19 protein-coding genes are annotated in these 17,007 nt (G+C 67.8%); 9 read left to right on the forward strand and 10 right to left on the reverse strand.

The window, feature by feature from the left end:
* Position 1: 1 nt before the first annotated feature.
* Positions 2–589 (reverse strand): RNA polymerase sigma factor, encoded by a 588-nt coding sequence (locus ACRB68_RS08930; protein ID WP_207709609.1) that lies wholly within the window; start codon positions 587–589, stop codon positions 2–4.
* Between the two features lie 460 nt (positions 590–1,049).
* On the opposite strand from ACRB68_RS08930, the gene ACRB68_RS08935 reads away from it, so the two are divergent.
* From ACRB68_RS08935 to ACRB68_RS08955, 5 genes are all read left to right on the forward strand, one after another.
* A complete protein-coding gene (locus ACRB68_RS08935; RefSeq protein WP_235958798.1) occupies positions 1,050–1,877 on the forward strand; it encodes an alpha/beta fold hydrolase in 828 nt (275 codons plus the stop codon).
* Positions 1,878–2,105: 228 nt separating this feature from the next.
* Positions 2,106–2,438 (forward strand): YnfA family protein, encoded by a 333-nt coding sequence (locus tag ACRB68_RS08940; protein WP_153531646.1) that lies wholly within the window; start codon positions 2,106–2,108, stop codon positions 2,436–2,438.
* A gap of 155 nt (positions 2,439–2,593) precedes the next feature.
* On the forward strand, positions 2,594–3,223 hold the full coding sequence (locus ACRB68_RS08945; RefSeq protein WP_153531647.1) for a hypothetical protein: 630 nt from the start codon (positions 2,594–2,596) through the stop codon (positions 3,221–3,223).
* Between the two features lie 1,330 nt (positions 3,224–4,553).
* The gene (locus ACRB68_RS08950) at positions 4,554–5,417 is read left to right on the forward strand and encodes a hypothetical protein (protein WP_153531648.1); all 864 of its coding nucleotides are present in this window, start codon (positions 4,554–4,556) and stop codon (positions 5,415–5,417) included.
* Entirely contained in the window at positions 5,414–7,171 is a 1,758-nt protein-coding gene (locus tag ACRB68_RS08955; RefSeq protein ID WP_207709610.1) for a serine/threonine-protein kinase, read from the forward strand. The genes ACRB68_RS08950 and ACRB68_RS08955 overlap by 4 nt, the downstream gene beginning before the upstream one ends.
* 35 nt (positions 7,172–7,206) lie before the next feature.
* On the opposite strand, the gene ACRB68_RS08960 is transcribed toward ACRB68_RS08955, so the two are convergent.
* The 3 genes from ACRB68_RS08960 to ACRB68_RS08970 form a co-directional block, all read right to left on the reverse strand.
* A complete protein-coding gene (locus tag ACRB68_RS08960) occupies positions 7,207–7,419 on the reverse strand; it encodes a DUF397 domain-containing protein (RefSeq protein WP_153531649.1) in 213 nt (70 codons plus the stop codon).
* A gap of 1 nt (position 7,420) precedes the next feature.
* The gene (locus tag ACRB68_RS08965) at positions 7,421–8,245 is read right to left on the reverse strand and encodes a helix-turn-helix domain-containing protein (RefSeq protein WP_194293218.1); all 825 of its coding nucleotides are present in this window, start codon (positions 8,243–8,245) and stop codon (positions 7,421–7,423) included.
* A gap of 493 nt (positions 8,246–8,738) precedes the next feature.
* Positions 8,739–9,302: an SMI1/KNR4 family protein gene (locus tag ACRB68_RS08970; RefSeq protein WP_207709611.1), complete on the reverse strand. Its 564-nt coding sequence runs from the start codon at positions 9,300–9,302 to the stop codon at positions 8,739–8,741.
* Between the two features lie 475 nt (positions 9,303–9,777).
* Here ACRB68_RS08970 and ACRB68_RS08975 point away from each other — a divergent pair, with 475 nt between their 5' ends.
* A complete protein-coding gene (locus ACRB68_RS08975; protein WP_235958799.1) occupies positions 9,778–10,494 on the forward strand; it encodes a hypothetical protein in 717 nt (238 codons plus the stop codon).
* A 457-nt stretch (positions 10,495–10,951) separates the two neighbouring features.
* Here ACRB68_RS08975 and ACRB68_RS08980 read toward each other — a convergent pair whose 3' ends face one another.
* The gene (locus ACRB68_RS08980; protein WP_153531651.1) at positions 10,952–11,269 is read right to left on the reverse strand and encodes a thioredoxin domain-containing protein; all 318 of its coding nucleotides are present in this window, start codon (positions 11,267–11,269) and stop codon (positions 10,952–10,954) included.
* A gap of 187 nt (positions 11,270–11,456) precedes the next feature.
* Between ACRB68_RS08980 and ACRB68_RS08985 the strand changes: the two genes are divergently transcribed.
* Both ACRB68_RS08985 and ACRB68_RS08990 read left to right on the forward strand, forming a co-directional pair.
* A complete protein-coding gene (locus ACRB68_RS08985; protein ID WP_153531652.1) occupies positions 11,457–11,987 on the forward strand; it encodes a hypothetical protein in 531 nt (176 codons plus the stop codon).
* Positions 11,988–12,093: 106 nt separating this feature from the next.
* Entirely contained in the window at positions 12,094–12,438 is a 345-nt protein-coding gene (locus ACRB68_RS08990) for a hypothetical protein (protein WP_153531653.1), read from the forward strand.
* A gap of 154 nt (positions 12,439–12,592) precedes the next feature.
* Here ACRB68_RS08990 and ACRB68_RS08995 read toward each other — a convergent pair whose 3' ends face one another.
* On the reverse strand, positions 12,593–13,561 hold the full coding sequence (locus ACRB68_RS08995) for a helix-turn-helix transcriptional regulator (protein ID WP_153531654.1): 969 nt from the start codon (positions 13,559–13,561) through the stop codon (positions 12,593–12,595).
* Positions 13,562–13,650: 89 nt separating this feature from the next.
* On the opposite strand from ACRB68_RS08995, the gene ACRB68_RS09000 reads away from it, so the two are divergent.
* On the forward strand, positions 13,651–14,049 hold the full coding sequence (locus tag ACRB68_RS09000) for a VOC family protein (RefSeq protein WP_153531655.1): 399 nt from the start codon (positions 13,651–13,653) through the stop codon (positions 14,047–14,049).
* Between the two features lie 187 nt (positions 14,050–14,236).
* Here ACRB68_RS09000 and ACRB68_RS09005 read toward each other — a convergent pair whose 3' ends face one another.
* The 4 genes from ACRB68_RS09005 to ACRB68_RS09020 all read right to left on the reverse strand — a co-directional run bounded on the left by ACRB68_RS09005 (position 14,237) and on the right by ACRB68_RS09020 (position 17,000).
* Positions 14,237–15,475, reverse strand: a complete 1,239-nt coding sequence (locus tag ACRB68_RS09005) for an RNA polymerase sigma factor (protein WP_328593948.1) — start codon at positions 15,473–15,475, stop codon at positions 14,237–14,239.
* Positions 15,472–15,795, reverse strand: a complete 324-nt coding sequence (locus ACRB68_RS09010; protein WP_153531656.1) for a YciI family protein — start codon at positions 15,793–15,795, stop codon at positions 15,472–15,474. The genes ACRB68_RS09005 and ACRB68_RS09010 overlap by 4 nt, the downstream gene beginning before the upstream one ends.
* 18 nt (positions 15,796–15,813) lie before the next feature.
* Positions 15,814–16,437 (reverse strand): dihydrofolate reductase family protein, encoded by a 624-nt coding sequence (locus ACRB68_RS09015; protein WP_153531657.1) that lies wholly within the window; start codon positions 16,435–16,437, stop codon positions 15,814–15,816.
* A 119-nt stretch (positions 16,438–16,556) separates the two neighbouring features.
* Positions 16,557–17,000 (reverse strand): winged helix-turn-helix transcriptional regulator, encoded by a 444-nt coding sequence (locus tag ACRB68_RS09020; protein ID WP_153531658.1) that lies wholly within the window; start codon positions 16,998–17,000, stop codon positions 16,557–16,559.
* Between the last annotated feature and the right edge of the window lie 7 nt (positions 17,001–17,007).

Consider the following 17,007-nt stretch of genomic DNA (forward strand, 5'->3'; position numbering starts at 1 on the left):
CTCATTCCTCCAGGACGGCGGGTTCGGGGGTCTCCATGAGCCGGCGCAGCCTGCCGCGTGCGCGGGCCAGCCTGGACTTCACCGTTCCCACCGGAACATCCAGCGCGGCAGCGGCTTCGACATAGCTGAGCCCGGCCCACACGCACAGTGAGATGACCTCCTGGTCGTCGACGGCCAACTTTTGGAAGGTCTCGTTCAGCCGCTGGACGGTACGGACGTCGTCCATCCGCTCGGCGGCTTCATCGGCGAAGTCCGGGGCCGCTTCCTCCGGGCGCAGTTTGGCGATCAGACGGCGATGCCGGCGAACCGATCGGGTGGTGTTGCGCAGCATGTTGTTGGCCACGGCCAATAACCAGGGCAACGCCGACCCCTCGACCAGCTGGATCCGCCGGCGGTTCCGCCATGCCTGCAGGAAAACGACCGAGGTGAGGTCCTCGGCGAGGCTCCAGTCCCCGGTACGGCGGAAACAGTGGTTGTACACCGCGTCGGCATGCTGCTCGAACAGCGTCCCGAAGGCATCGGTGCCGTCCTCCAGCATCGCGGTGACGAGACTGACGTCGCTCGGCTCACGGATATCGATGGCGCCCACACCTCCCTATGTCCGGCACGGCAGCCAGGTTCCCCGAATCCGCGCGGCATTTCACCGGACATGCCTTTCGGGCCTCAGCACGGTTCTCGGTACGTCACCTGCAGAGCCCCGGCCGCCGGAAGTATCGACCCGATTGTCCGATTCCAACGCTGGGATCTTCGGATGGAGACGCGTACAGGCACGACCTTCTTGATCACGAAGGCGTCAAAGCCCTCTGAATCACTGGAGAAGAACGCGCCCGGGTCGTGCGGGTTCATGGCAATGCTCCAGCCCGACGCACACTTCGGGCGGATCCTGGCGGCGTGCCCGGGACCTGCCCGCGGCAGCCGGGGTCTTCTGTCCCAACGGGCGGACGGATCGCCCACCCGTCGGGCGGCGGCGCGCACCGCGGCCGTCAGCGGCCGGTGCGTGCCTGGTCAGCGGCCACGGACAGAGTGCCGTTCATCGAGACGGACACCTGATGACCGGCACTGACGGAGGCACGATCATGAACGGCACCAGCACCACCGAGATCCGCGGCGAGTTCTTCATCGACGGCCGCCGGCTTTCCTACCTGGACTTCGGCGGTCCCGGCCGACCGCTGCTGGCCCTGCACGGCCACCTCTACGAGGGGCGGACCTGGGAGCGGCTCGCCGAGGCGCTGGCGCCGCGGTGGCGGGTCATCGCGCCCGACCAGCGCGGGCACGGCGACTCCGACCGGGCCGCCTCCTACACCCGCGACGACTACGTGGACGACGCGATCGCCCTGCTGGACCACCTCGGGATCGAGCAGGCCGTGACGCTCGGCCACTCCGGCGGCGGCATCACCGCCTTCCAGATCGCCGCCCGGCACCCGCGGCGCGTGACGGCCGTCGTCAACGTCGAAGGCCCGGTCTGCGACCTCGACGACGGCCCCAGCGCGCTGTCGTTCGTGCTGTCGATGCCCTACACCGCTCCCACCCGCCAGGCGCTGCTGGACGCCATCGGCCCGCTGGCGCCGATGCTCGGCGACAAGCTGCGCCCCACCCCGGACGGCGGCCGGCGCCTGCCGTTCCACCCGCAGGACACCATCGTCTCCGAGCAGGGAACGCACGGCGACCACTGGGCCGACTGGACCGCCACCACCTGCCCCGCCCTGTTCGTGCTGGCCCGCGGCAGCCAGGTCATCACGCCCGAGGAGGGCCGCCTGATCGTCGCCCGCCGGCCGGGCACCCGCCTCGCCGAACTCGACGGTGACCACTTCGTCCACACCAACGACCCCCAGGGCTTCGCCACCGCCGTCGGGGACTTTCTCGCCACCCTCGGCTGAACCGCCCCGGTGGGTGGCGCGGCCGCTGTCCACCGGACTGTCGGGCATGTCATGAACGCCCGACCGGCGTCTCCGGCCGAACTGGTCCCCCTGGCGGTTGTGCCGCCACGCCGTTGCGCCGCGCCTGGGATAACCGTCGCACCGGTTCAGCCGACGAGGGGCCAAGGTGGCAGAGGCGATGCCCGGCCGGTGCGGGCGGGCCTGCTCCGGTCGCTAATCTCGCTGGTCATGACCGTCGTGCGCTCGTTGCTGTTGTTCGTGCTGGCCGCTGTCGCTGAGATCGGCGGGGCTTGGCTGGTGTGGCAGGGGGTGCGGGAGCAGCGGGGGCTGGTGTGGATCGGGGCGGGGATCGTCGCGCTCGGGCTGTACGGGTTCGTGGCGACGCTGCAGCCGGACGCGCACTTCGGGCGGATCCTGGCAGCGTACGGCGGGGTGTTCGTCGCGGGGTCGCTGGCATGGGGCATGGTCTTCGACGGGTACCGGCCGGACCGCTTTGACATGATCGGCGCGCTCATCTGCCTGGCGGGGGTCGCCGTCATCATGTACGCGCCACGCGGCTGACCTGGAACGTCGGCTACGTCGGCAATCGAGCGGCGTCCGGCGGTTCGGGAGGGTGGAAACCTTTCCGCAACGAACGTCTTTTCCCTCAACATCCACCTCTGTAAGCTTTCGCGCGTACTCCGTCCCGTTGTCGGCTGAACGAGTCAGGGATAGCGATGCGTGTCCGGTTGGTGCGGCCCTCCTCCTACGGCGGACGCCCCAGCCCTCGAACACTCCGCGCCCCGGTTGCTTTCGTAGGGGCTTTACTGCTGGTCAGCGGGCTTGCCGCGTGTGGACAGGAGCGGTCGGGCAACGGAGCGTTCAAGCCGAGCGGCGGGGACGAGGACACAGCGGCGGCGGCCCCCGCCGGCACCGCCCCCTCCCAGGCCGGAGCCCCCAGCGCGCAGCCCACCGCCCAGGTCAACGAGACGGTCCTGGAGCGCTACCGGGCCTACCAGGCGATGTACAAGCGGGTCTACGAGATCAACGACGCGTCCGAGCTGGCGACGGTCGCCGCGGACCCGCTGCTGTCCGAGGTGACCAAGGACGTCGAGCGGACGAAGGCCAAGGGCGAGATCTGGCGCTTCACGAACGTCTCGAACCCCCGCATCTACGCCCGCGCCAAGGACGGCCAGACGGTGTTCATCGTCGACTGCCTGCGCACCCTCGCCGGCTACCGCTTCTCGGCCAAGACGGGCAAGCGCACGGGCGGGGGCAGCGGGGACGCCTACCTCTACCGGGTGGCGGTCAAGTACGACGCCGGCGCCTGGAAGGTCTCCGACGCGGTCAGGGACAAGAAATGTTGAGCGCCCGGCCTTGGCCTTGGCCTTGGTCCCAGCCCCGCTCTTGGCTCCGGCCCGGGCTTCGCCCTCGCCTCCGGCTTCGTCCTGGTGACTTCCGGCTGGCGCGCTGCGCCGATACACGGGACGTGCGCTCCCCCGCCGGGTTGGCCCCTGGGGCCGAGCACTCGTCTGCTTTGGCTTGCCTTGCCGAGTGTGCTGATGCTTCGGGCCCCTCCGGCGAGCAGGCCGCTGCTTTGGCTCACTCTGCCGAGCATGCCGCCGCTTCGGGTCATCCCGCTGAGGACGCTGTTACTTTGGCTCGCCTCGCCGTGCGTACCGCTGCTCCGGTTCATCTCGCCGAACACGTAGCCGCGCCGACTTACTCCGCTGAGCACGCCGCTGCTTCGGCTTACCCCGGTGAGCGCACCTCTGCCGCTTTGGCCTGTTCCGGTGGGTGCGCCGCCTCTGACGCCTTTGCCGCCTCTGCCGCTCCAAGCCATCTCGCCAAGCATGCCTCTCCTGCTTTGGCCCACCCCGCCGCGTGCTCCCCTGCCGCTCAGTCGCCCGCCACTCAGTTGCCCGCTGCTTCGGCCCATCCGGTTGCGCGCATCTCTGGTGCTTCGGTTCACCTCGCTGAGCGCGCCTCTACTTCTTCGGCCCGCCCCTCGGCGGTACGCAGGGAAGGACACTTCATGCCCATCACGCCCCCCATGGCGCCTGCGGCCCCCACGGCCCGGCTCTCCAGCCCACGCCGCCGGACGGCATACGGCGCGGCCCTTCTCACGGCCGCCGCCGCACTGCCTATGGCCGTCTCCTCTCCGGCCTATGCCGCTCCCTGCAGCAACCCCTCTTCTCCTACTTGCTTCCTTGGTGTCGGTGGTGGGGGCAACGGAGGCGGCGGAGGCACAGGCGGCGGTGGAGGTGGGGGTGGTACCGGACAGATCCCCACTCTGGATGGAGTTGGACAAGGTGGGCGCGGGACGCAGACGGCACCGCCTGCAGCGGCACCACCCGCAACCGTTGACCTTGCCGAGGAAGCGCGTACAACAGCAACCCTTCCTACACCCACCGCACATACATCCCCCAGCGGGAAGACATACGTACGAGTAAATACCAGACTCTGGGTCGACGGCTTCGTAACGGTAAAGACAGAACCAATTACCGTGGGAGCCCAAACCGTTCAAGCCATAGCAACACCCAAGTCCGTTACATGGAATTTGGGAGAAACCACCCTCACTTGCAACGAACCCGGCAGCAAGAACACCCAAGAGTGCAGTTACACCTACAGGCGATCTTCAGCAAAGCAGCAAGGCGGCACTTATAAGATCACAGCGACAATCACCTGGGGCGTCACATGGACCTGCACCGGTGCAGAATGCGACGCACCGGGTGGTACTCTCACCGACGCAACAATGCCGTCGCTCCAAACTCCTCTGACCGTTGGCGAAATCCAGAGCAATACCAAATGACAAAAAGTCCAAAGAACAGCCGCACTCACTTTGCCACAACAACGACACTGGCAGTCACGCTCATCGCCGCGCCCGCTTGCAGTGACTCGGAACCAAAGAAGCCGGCGCTACCGATAAAGACTTGGTCGCCTGCACCATCCGCTCCCGAACCCACCTATAAAGCCGAACAAATAAAGGCGGCATTGATCTCCCCTAAAGAGGTGGGCGGAGACGTTCAGGAAGTTCAGGTCGCTCTAGAGAGCATGGCTCGTTCACGTGCACCGATGTGCTCTCTAACGGATGCCAAGATCGCCAATAATCCCAAAATAGCCGCACGTCAATTTCAGAACCCTCAAAACGGCAAAGGTGAAATTAAGTACGCTCAACTATTCGCCCTATTCAAGAGCTCAACCGAAGCGGCATCGACCTACAAGGAACTTCTAGATAAAGCTCGATCCTGTCCCGCCAAGCAACATGTAGATGCCAGGAAGATAAAGAAAAATTTTATCCTACTGTCCCATAATGACTCCTGGAGGGTCACAGAGACTCCCGTAGCCGGATGGACCCATTTCCGGGGCGTCGAAGAGCACGTCGAGCCGCCATCGGAAACGAAGTACAACGTATATCACTTCATGTACGACTATGCCCGGCGCGGAAACGTTATAATTTCCACACTCTACTGGGAGCCAACCGAACCAAAGGGGTCTGCCGATCCGATCATCAAACGTGCAGATGAAGTGCTAAGCAAGCAGCTTCAGAAGATCGGGTGAACCGGACGCACTGGAGTCTTCCGGGATACGTCGAAGAACAGGAACTCGGAAGCGGGGCACAGGGCAGGGTCGTACTTGCGCGCCATGAGTCGTCCGGCCACCCAGTAGCGGTCAAATACCTCGCGCCAGCGCTGCTGGGCAATCCCAGGGCCCGTGAGACGTTCCGCAGTGAAGCCGAGTTACTGAAGCGGGTGACCGACCCGCACGTGACGAGGCTGTTCGACTACATCGAGACCGCCGAAGGCGCGGCAATCGTGATGGAGGCCGTGCCGGGCAGCTCTCTCCGCCGGGCGCTCGATGAACGCGACGAGCCTCTCGCGCCGGAAGCTGCGTTGACGCTGCTTAAGGGTTCCTTGCTCGGCTTGGCGGCTGCCCATGCGGTCGGTGTAGTCCATCGCGACTACAAGCCCGCGAACGTCCTGGTCCTCCCAGATGGGCAGAGCAAGCTCATCGATTTCGGCATCGCCGTCTTCACGGGGCAGGGTGATGGCAACGGTACGCCTTTCTACATGGCTCCAGAGCAGTGGGCCGGCCGCCCTGCATCACCGGCGACCGACCTCTACGCAGCAACATGCGTGTTCTTCGAGTGCATCACCGGCACGAGGCCCTACAGCGGACCGACCATTGACGCGCTGCGCAGCCAACATCTACAAATGCCTCCACCGACCGGCCGGGCTCCCGAGCCCCTTCGGCCTCTCATTGCTTGGGGGCTGGCGAAGGACCCTGTTCAACGAGCCTGGAGCGCGACTGACTTCGTGGCTCGGCTTGAGGCGGTCGCCGTCCAGAGCTACGGCTCAGACTGGGAGCGACGCGGGCTCCTCGCTCTCGGCGGCCTGGCAGCCGCACTCGGTACCGTAGTCCCGTTAGCGGTCCTTGGAAGCGCCATGCTGGCCCCGGGGATCGCAACAACAAGCGTGGCAGCAGGCGGCGCCACATCGACTGCCGGACAGAGCGCGGCAGCGGCCGGGTCTCAGGCTGGAGCAGCCAGCGGCAAGGGAATCCTCGCCAAGATCGGCGGTGGCAAGGCAGCCGCCGCGATAGGCGGAACCGGTGCGGCCGCTGTGGCCGCAACCGTCTTCCTGTGGCCCACGCCCGAGAGGATGGGCGGCCAGGCAGGCGCGTCCTACCGCATGTATTTCACGCGTCCCGGGGTTGTTCTCGACAACGCGTCGATTCCAGATGGTGCCGTCAAAGCTGGCCCCATGATCGACTTGGCCATCGTGGTGTCACCGGCCAGGGCGAAGCTGGGCACAAAAATCAAGTTGACCACCCACGAGAATGCAACCTCACCGTGGGGACTTGAATACAGGGGCCCTAGCGACTTCCGCTGCCATGCCCCGAATTCAACCAAGGGTGATGCTTACCACCAGTCATACTCCATTGCGTTCAGCAACGACTCTCAGCAAGACGAGAAGCTCGGCCACGCCTGGTTGTATCGATTCAGAAAGGACAAGCCACCTTCCTTCCCTCCGAACAACCCGATTCACTTCACTGGACCGAAGCAACGCAATCAGAAAGACTCCGTATACGACAACGCGCTATGCGCTTGGCGGCACGTCAGCGACACGGTTACCGAGATCATCCTGCCACACAAAGGACCAAAGCCCGGCAGGTACCAGATATCGCCAAATAACCCTGTGGGTATCTTTTCAGTACAGGCGCAGATCGGCAGAGACTTTAAGTACGTTTCCCCGTCGTCAGTCGGAGCCCGGGTCGAGGGTTCTTTACCAGTAATCGAGATCTTGGCAAGCTAGTGATCTTGCAGCGGGTTGTCGCGCAGATAACTTTCTTAGTCGACCTGGTCGAAACTGCCCGACTTCACCTGGCCAATGAAGCCCGCCCAGGAGACCCGGTCGAAGATCAGCCGAGGCCCGGCCGGGTTCTTTGAGTCACGGGCAAGGATCACTCCATCCCAGGTAGCGATCTCGACACATTGGTTCCCTCCCCCACCGCTGTGGCTACTCTTGACCCAGTGGATGGTTTCCAGCCCAAGAGTCTCCATGTCATCCCCTTGCAATACTCAGGTCGGCAATGGCCTGTTCGATCATCGTCAGCGACTCGCTTTCCTCGAGCGCAGATGAACACAGGCGGTCAAACAGCAGCGTACACACCCGAACGGCCTTGTCATCATCGAAATACGCCGTGCCCAGCAAGTGCGTGGTGACACATACAGTGAGGTCCGGATCGATCTCGATGAGTGTCACCGCACCGTCCACGGTGGCGTGCGCGCCATTGCAGTAAGGCATGACCTGCAGCCGCACGTAGGGAAGCTGAGCCAGCTCGGCGAGTAGCTCGAGCTGGTCGAGCATCACTTCTCGGCCGCCGACCAACATCCTGAGCACACCCTCGCCGATCACGACATGCATATCCGGCGGCGAGCCTCCCGTCATGATCCTCTGCCGGTTCATGCGGAGTTCGATGTACGGCTCCTTGTCCTGCTCCTCGTCTCCCAGAGGCACCTCTTCGATCACACAGCGCGCGTACTCCTCCGTCTGGAACAGCCCGGGGATGATGTCCGGCTCGAAGATGCGCACCGTCCTGGCCTCGGCCTCCAATCCGATGTAGTCCAGGGTGGCGGGGTCGATGTTCTTGTACTGCTGCCACCAGCCCTTGGTGCGGCCGGCGTCGTTGAGGGCGTGCAGGCGCTCGCGGAAGGCAGGGGCACCGACCCGGTACCGGTCCAAGGTCATGTCGAGGTCGCGCCGGTAGAACTTGGTGTAGCCGTTCTCGATCTTGCTGATGGAGGCCGGCGAGCGGTCCAGCAGCTTGGCAGCCTGAACCAGCGTCAGGCCCCGCGCCTCGCGGATGCGGCGAAGCTCGATGCCCATGCGGCGGAGGCGGATCGTGGGGGGCGGGTCACTACTGGCCATGTCACCACATGAACACACTCGAACACTGAGCGCTATCTATTCGCTCAAGCTCGAAATATTCACTCCTGCACGCTTCCCCCTGCCGTCCTGACGCGCCGGTGAGGCTTGTGTCACCGGATTCATGCGTCGGCGTTCGTCCAGGTCAGTGGGGCATTGGGAGGCGCATGCGGGAGTTCTGGTCGTGGCAGGCGGTGCCGGGCCTGTCCGTGGTGCGAACTCGACGCGCTGAGCTGGGGCTATGCGCGTCGGGGATCGGCGCAGGGCTCGGCCTTCCGCTTGTCCGTATCCTGGGTGGGCGGGGTGGCGCCGGCCTTGTGGCGGCCCGCGACGTCCCGGAGTTCGGGCGAGCCGAAAGGGCGTCAGGACGAGCCGATCTGGCTTCGTGTTCGGGGGCGGTTCTGGTTCTTGGGATTGACGGGGCGGGGTTTTCGGGCTGGGTCGTCTGGTGGGGTCACCAGCCCGGAGGTAGCAGCTTCCAGGAGTCCCGGGTCAACCACTCGTTGAACGTCACCGGCCGGGCACCGTTGGTGTGGTCGAGGGAGAGCGGCACGATGAGGTCACAGGTCGCCCGGCCGTCCCACCAGAGGGTTCCAGCCAGTGGTCCGGTGAGCACCAGGAGCGTCGCGAAGCCGCATCCGTGTTCCTGGGCGATGATGGCGCCGGCCGTCTTCCGGTCCTGGAACACCTCGTACTCGGCGTCCCATGCCTGCCAGGCCTGAGCGTATGCCTGTTCGTCGGGGAAGGCGCCGGGCTGGGGCTCGGCGGCGTCCAGGAGGGCTTCGGCCTCGACGTAGGTGTCCGGGTGCGGAAACGGGAGCCTCAGCAGCGGGCGTTGGAGCGCTTCGTTGCCTTCCCAGCCCCAGCCGTCCTCGTTCCGGACGAGCCGATTGACCGCGCCGTTCGCGCTGACCTCTCGCAGGTAGGTGCGGTATTCGCCGGGGATGGTGATGCCGAGGTCGCTCTCCGCTTGGGCGACCTCGTCTTCGCTCAGCGGTGGTGACCACGGGTGGCGCATTTGCCGATGTTAGGGCTCAGGGTGCGGGGAAGCCTGCTGCGGGGCGGGTGGGCGTGCGGGTCGGCGTCGCCGCAGGCCCGGCCGGTGGCGATCGGGATCATTCGGATGTGAAGCGGGGTGGGACGGGGACGAGAGGGAAGGCGGGCTCTGGACTGGCGGGAGGGTGGGCCGGAGAGTTCGTCCTCGGCCTTCGGACAGGGAGAAGCCGCGATCTTCGGGGCGACGCGGGTCCCGCGGGGGCGGCTGCGCTTGACGACGCTGAGGGTGTTGCCGCCGGGCGGGTTCTCGATGGGGGCGAGAGCGCCGGTTTCGGTTCTCTCGTGTCCGCTGCCGGTGAGGGTGGGGAGACCGTCGGCTGCGGCCTTACCGAAAGCGCCGGGGGCTGTGTGGAGATGCGGCAAGGACGGGAGCGGGTCTGGTCGACACCAGTATCCACCTCCTGGGCAGCCGCCTGGCCGCTCTCCGAGCCCTCGTCATGGAAATGCCGCCCGCGGTCGCCGCCCAAGCCATCGGCCACACCGCCGGCTGCGCCGAAGATCACGCCGCCGCAGCCGGCATCACCTGGCCACCTATGCCTCTCACCACAGAGCGCACTCATAAGGCCGGCCAGCGGATACTTGGGTTCATGGTGATCGTTGAAGCTGTCATAGAAACCGAACGTGCGACCGGTTTCACGGACTGGCCTGTCGAGGATCCGCACAGTTCAGGTTTCTTGACGCTCACCGGCACCATGACCTCGGTCCAGGTAGGTACGGCCATGGCGGTGCTCTTCACCTACAACGCCCTTTCAACCGGGCCGGTGGCTGCTGAACTGACCTCAGAGATCCTTCGGCAGCATCTGGCAGAAGCGGAAGCCCTTATCGCGCACGGGGATGATCTCTGGCTGGGACACGACCCGTCGTTCCGGCTGGAACACGGTGAAGGAGCCGTCGGCATATGGAGCGAGGTGGGGCATCAAGGATGCTCCCAGGTGCTCGTCATTGAACTGGCCGAACTGAACCACCTGCTGGCCGATGCCCGACAGCAGCTCATCGGCTTCTTGACCCTGGCTGAGCCATGGGCGACCGATCATGTTCCGCAACTCGCGGAGTCCCTCATCGCCGCACTCGACGAGCACCTCCGGATCACCCAACCGCTCACGAGCAGCCAGCCCTTCAACGATCCACCCGCGATCCCCGATTCGCGAGGGTGACAGTGGATCTTGATTGGGCGGGCTCGGTGATCCGGGCGGGTCGGGGCGCCGTCTGGACAGGTGAGAACGTCCGCGACTACGAACGCCTCCCCCAATACTTCGAAGCCCACCTGACCTGGGCCGCGATCAACGTCATGACACGCCGCCTGGCCCGAGCCACCCACTCATGACCCGAGCCCTCCGGAACGCCGGCTTCCCAGACAGGCACCCACCGCTTCGACCGGCGCAAGGCCAGGTCGGGCAGATGTATCGGGGCGGCCGCGCTCGCAGGCCAGGTTCGCGCACCGGTCGGCCTTGATGCGCCGACGGCAGCGCTCGCACGCGTAGCCGAAGCCGGCCGGTGTCGGGAAGTCGAGCGTGGCCCCGGCATGCCCGGTGCCCGGTGGCCTCCTGCGCGAGCCGGGCCAGGGGCGAGCAGGCGTGGGCGCGCCAACGCCTGCTCGGCGGTGCCGAACCGTCAGTCGGCTTCCGCTTTCGTCACGAGGGTCTTCAGTCCATTCTCGTTGGCCCCGACCAGCTCATCGACCTTCACGCCCTGCCGGAAGAGGATGAAGGTGGGCATCGCTCTGATGCCGGCTTCTTGTGCGAGCTCGGCCGCATCGTCGACATCGACCTTGATGAAGTGGATGTCCTGGTGTTCCTTCGCCAGCTTCTCGACGACCGGTGCAATCTGCCTGCTCGGCCCGACCCAGGCAGCGTCGAACATAGCCAATGTGTACTTATCGCCGTTGATCAGCTTGGCGAACTCGTCCTTCTTGGAGACCTCTGCGATCACTGGCCACTCCTTTCATCACGTTTTGTAGTCAAGGTACTACTGAGAGTCTGCGGCGTGGTCGGCGACCCCGGCTCTGCCGTACTCTCCACGGCGCACCGGGCCACGTCCGCCAGAGCTGACGTTCCGTCCGGGCTGCGTGAGGAGCCGACCGAGATCGACTGCGGATCTCGAACAGGCACTCAACTGGATGGCGATCATCCACTCGCCGGTGCCGCCGGAAGCCGAGCACCGCGCGTTGCAGGCCGCGCTCGCGGCCGGTGTCACCGGTGGGCCGGCGGCCTGCGCGCGCCGCTCGCCGATGCGCTGGTCGCATGCGCGGACCCACTACTACGACGAGACCCTTAAGGCGCCGGAAGGGCCGCGCACCTATGGCGAGCCGCTCGCGCACCGCGACGGCGCCCGTATCTTCATGCGCCAACTGCGGGACGGGCTGCGTCCGGCGGCGTTTGCCGTCACCGTCGAACGGCTGCGCTGCCGCCCCTCCGTTCCCAGTGCCGCTCCTGACCATTTACAGCCGGGAGGGCGATCCGATGCCCCGCCCCGCGACAGGTACCGGCCGAGCCCATGCCCTCGGCCTGTGGCCTGCCTCATCGGGCTTGAGGCAGCCGAAGTCTCGACGCGCGCGCCTCACGCCCGGCTCCCGGGGAGGATCGAAGCGGCCACTGGCGGCAGAGAGGCAGCGGCCGACGGCCAGCAGGGCGGCCGGCCTCGGTGGTGACACGGACGAGGATCCATCGCGTCATGGCACCCGGGGTCGTTTATTGATGGCTTCGCACGGATACTGTCACCTTGTGTAGTTAATTACCTACCTACAGTAAGGGATAATGGTGAAACTCGTGCGCCGGGCTCTGCTCGCCCTCGCCACCGCCGCCCTGGCCGGGGCACCGACCACGGCGCTGACCGCCGCTCCGGCGCTCGCCGACGCCGCTGTCGCCCGAACCGCCGCCGATTACTGGGTGCGTGCCCTCAACTCCGGTTCTGGCCGGGTCACCGCGGACGCACGCTGCAAACCCGGCGACCATGTGATCGGCGGGCACACCGTCCACGACGCCGAACATGGCCAGGTCATCCACCAGGGCCCTGATTCCGACGGTGCCGGCTGGTCGAGCACGGTCGCCGGAGACGGCGAGTTCCATGTCGTCGCCCATGCGCATTGCGCAGGTCAGTGACGTCACTATTCGTGGCTGTATGCGCCCATATAGCGAGGAGCGTCGAACGTACCTCGCCGTGCGGTGGCGGGCATGGCCTGGGGCGATGGGGATGTTCCGGTCGTCGGAGCGACGCTGCGGCCGCAGCGCCTGAGCCGCTGTTGCGGGCCCGGTGTCAGGACTGGCGGGCGCGGGTCGCGAGGCGGTCGGCGAAGGCGAGGACGAGGGTGCGCAGCTCGTCGGGGCGCTCGATGACGAAGGGCCGGTCGAGTGCGGCGAGCACCGGCGGCAGCCAGTCGAGCCTTTCCGCCCGTAGCTCGACGCGCAGCCAGCCTCCGGCCGCGGGCTCTTCCGACAGGGTCGCGACACCGGCCGGAAGGTGAGCGCGGATCTGCTCGGCCGTGCCGCGGATCCGCAGGGTCACCTCGTGCCGGTACCCGGCCGTGGCGAATCCCGACAGCACGCGCTGTGCCGGGTCCAGTCCTGCGGGGACCTCGAAGGTGCCGGGCAGGGTCCTGGCGCCGGCGATGCGGTCGAGCCGGAAAGTGCGGTCCTCGCCGATCTCGGGGTCGGTGCCCGTGACGTACCAGCGGCCCGCGTGGGAGACGATCCCGTAGGCGTGCAGCGGGCGTTCGCTGCGCCGACCGGCGCGGTCGGTGTACCGGATCGCGACGGGCCGCCGGTGGCGGACCGCGTCGGCGACGGTGAGCAGGACGTCCGCGTCGGGCGCTGCGGGCTCACCGGGCGGGCCGGTGAACGCCAGGGCATCCAGGACGGTGCCCAGGCGGCGGGCCACGCGTTCGGGCAGCACCCGGCGGATCTTGGCCGCCGCCGTCTCGCCCGCCGTGCCCGCCGCCGTCGTCAGCCCCGTGCGGCGGCCGGCGATCAGGCCGAGCAGCACGGCGAGCGCCTCGTCGTCGCTGAGCATGAGCGGCGGCACACGGTATCCGGGAGCGAGCCGGTAGCCGCCGTAGCGGCCCCGGACCGCCTCGACCGGCACGTCGAGGTCGACCAGCTGGTCCACGTACCGGCGCACGGTCCGGCCGTCGACGTCCAGGCGGTCCGCGAGCTCGGCGATCGTCCGGACGCCGCCCGACTGCAGCAGTTCCAGAAGGGTCAGCACCCGGCCGGTGGGACGCGTCATGCGCGGAGCCTAACGAATAGTGGACAGGTTCTGACCAGTATTGGTTCTAGCGTGCGGAGGACAGCGGTTCCTTCTGGTTGGAGAGCACCATGGACTTTGTTTCGATCCGCATCATCACGGGCGACGTCGCGCGTCTCGTCGAGTTCTACGAGAAGGCCACCGGGGTGGCCGCGGTCTGGGGCAATGAGGATTTCGCCGAGATCCGGACCTCGGGCGGCGCTCTCGCTATTGCCGGTACCCGCACGGTTCCGCTGTTCGCGCCGGGGTCCTGCCGGCCGGCGGACAACCACAGCGTGATCCTCGAGTTCCTCGTCGACGACGTGGACCGCGTGCATGGGAACCTGACCGGGTTCGTCGCCGACTTCGTCAACGAGCCCACCACGATGCCCTGGGGGAACCGGTCGCTGCTCTTCCGCGACCCCGATGGCAACCTCGTCAACTTCTTCACGCCGGTCACCCCGGCCGCCATGGAGAAGTTCGCTCGGTGAGGGCGGGCGTCGCTGCGCGGCGGCGCAGGCCGATCGGCTCGCCCGCCGGGTGCACCGATCGCGCTTCGTCGAGCATGCCGCCGCAGAGGGGCAACGGGGTGGCCGGGCGGATGGGCCGGGTCCAGGTGATCGCCGTTCCCGTCGCCGAGGTCATGCGTGCCGCGGTGGCTTCGGCCGGCGGCAGGCGTTAGCGCAGCTGGTCGCGGCGGCGGGTCAGGTAGGCGGTCTCGGCGGCGTTGCCCGCCAGCTCGATGGCCTTGTCGTAGGCCGCGCGTGACTGCCTGCTGCGGCCCAGCCGGCGCAGCAGGTCGGCGCGGGTGGCGTGGTAGGCGTGGTAGCCCGACAGGGCGTCCTCGAGCCGGTCGACGGCTGCCAGCGCCACCTCGGGGCCGTCGAGTTCGGCGACGGCGATGGCCCGGTTGAGGGCGACGATCGGTGAGGGGTCGACGCGGACGAGCCGGTCGTAGAGGGCGAGGATCTGCGTCCAGTCGGTGTCGCGCATGTCGCGGGCGCTGGTGTGCACGGCGTTGATCGCGGCGAGGATCTGGTAGCGGCCCGGGGCGTCTCCGGCGGCGGCCGCGGCGAGGCGTTCGCGCACCAGCCGGTGCCCTTCGGCGATCAGCGCCTGGTCCCAGGCGCCGCGGTCCTGCTCGGCCAGGGTGACCAGTTCGCCGCCGGCCGAGACGCGGGCGGCGCGGCGGGCCTCGGTGAGCAGCATCAGCGCCAGCAGCCCGGTCGCCTCGCCGTCGCCCGGCAGGAGGGCGCGGGTCAGGCGGGTGAGGCGGATCGCCTCGGCGGTCAGGTCGTGCCGCAGGGGGCCGGTGCCGGGGCCGGTCGCCAGGTAGCCCTCGTTGAAGATCAGGTACAGGACGGCGAGCACGCCGGACACGCGGGCCGGCAGGTCTTCGGCGGACGGTACGCGGCAGGGGATGCGGGCCGCCTTGATCTTGGCCTTCGCGCGGGTGATCCGCTGCTCCATGGCGGTCTCCCGCACCAGGTGGGCGCGGGCGATCTCGGGCACGGTCAGGCCGCCGACCAGGCGCAGCGTCAGCGCCACGCGGGTCTGCACGGCCAGCGCCGGATGGCAGCAGGTGAAGATCAGCCGGAGCCGGTCGTCGTCGATGGCGCCGGCCGGCTCGGGCGGGTCGTCGTCGTGGACCATCAGCGCCTCCTGGTGCTTGCCGTCGCGTTTGCCCTCGCGGCGGATCCGGTCGATGGCCTTGCGGTTGGCGGTGGTGGTCAGCCAGGCACCGGGGTTGGGCGGCACGCCGTCGGCGGGCCAGCGCCGCACGGCGGTCGCGAACGCCTCGGCGGCGGCCTCCTCAGCGATGTCGAGGTCGCCGAAGCGCCTGGTCAGGGAGGCGACGACCCGGGCCCACTCCGCGCGGTGGGCCCGGGCGACGGCGTCGCGGGCGTCGTCGTTCACTGGAACGGCCGTACCTCGATCTTGCGGTCGCAGATCCGCGACGCCTCGGCGGCCAGCCGGAGCGCCACGTCCAGGTCGGGGGCCTCCCACACCCAGACGCCGGCGAGGTACTCCTTGGACTCCACGAAGGGCCCGTCGCTGAACAGCGTCCGCTCGCCCCGGCTGTCGACGACCGTGGCGGTGTCGGTGTCGGCGAGCCCGCCCGCGAAGACCCAGTGGCCCTCGGCGATGAGGCGTTCGTTGAACGCGCTGACGGCGGGCTGCCTGTCGGTGCTGCCGGGGTCGTCCTTGTCGTCGATGACGGAGATCAGGTAGCGCATCGGGAAGTCCTTCGGGTGTCAGGCCGCGGGCGCGTACTGGGGGCGCCCGGCGGGGCGGTAGGTCTGGATCGTCACACCTTTGGAGTCGGTGCGGGACCCGATCAGGTCGAGTGCGAGGTCGGGGCCGGTGGCGGGGAACAGCCGCGCGCCCTGGCCGACGACCACCGGGACGATGATCAGGGTCATCTCGTCGACCAGGTCGTGCTCCAGCAGCCACCGGACCAGGGTGCCGCTGCCGTGCACCTGCAGCTCGCCGCCGGGCTCGGCCTTCAGCTTCCGGACGGCGGCCGCGATGTCGCCGGTCAGGACGGTCGTGCCCGGCCACGCTGCGTCGGTGAGCGTGGCCGACGCCACGTACTTGGGCCGGGTGTTCAGCGATTCCACAACGCCCGCCATGCCGGGGGCGTCCTGGACCGTCATCTTTCCCCAGGAGCCTGCGAACAGCTCGTAGGTGCGCCGGCCGAACAGGAACGCGTCGGCGCGCCGGTAGGTGCGGTCGATGAACGCGCGGGTCTCTTCGTCGCCCTTCCCCAGGGCCCATCCCCCGCGCTCGAACCCGTTCCTGCGGTCCTCCTCCGAGGCGCCGCCGTTGCCCTGCACCACGCCGTCGAGGGTGATCTGGGTGATGGTCGTCAGCTTCATGGTCGCGGTTCCTTCGCCTCGGCGCCGCCCCGTGCGGGCGGCCTCACCTCTGCTACGAACGCCTCTGCTCCGATCCGACACCGCTGCTCGAACTTTTTCCGGATTGCCGGGGGCGCGGGTCAGGCGGGGCGTTGTACCGAGGTCGTGTCGCTGGTCAGCGGAGAGCCGTCGGCTGCCGTGGGCCGCAGGTCGGGAACGGGGGCGCCGGCGGCGTCGACCAGGACCGAGTGCGGCTCGCCCGGCTCGAAGGCGTGGCGCTCGCCCCACTGCCGCAGCGTGACGATCACGGGGAAGAGGTCCTTGCCCGCCTCGGTGAGCGTGTAGAGCTTGCGCCTGCCCGAGGGGGCGTCGATCTGGGCGAGCAGGCCGTGGCCGGTGAGCTTGCGGAGGCGGTCGGCGAGGATGTTGCGGGCGATGCCGGTGCGCTGCTGGAAGTCGGTGAAGGAGCGGGCGCCGTCCATCGCGTCGCGGACGATGAGCAGGCTCCAGCGGTCGCCGACCACGTCGATCGTGCGGGCGACCGGGCAGCCCGGGTCCGTCCAGGCGGTGTCGTCGCGTGCCATCACCCCT

The organism is Actinomadura macrotermitis (assembly GCF_009604375.1).
Lineage (GTDB): Bacteria > Actinomycetota > Actinomycetes > Streptosporangiales > Streptosporangiaceae > Spirillospora > Spirillospora macrotermitis.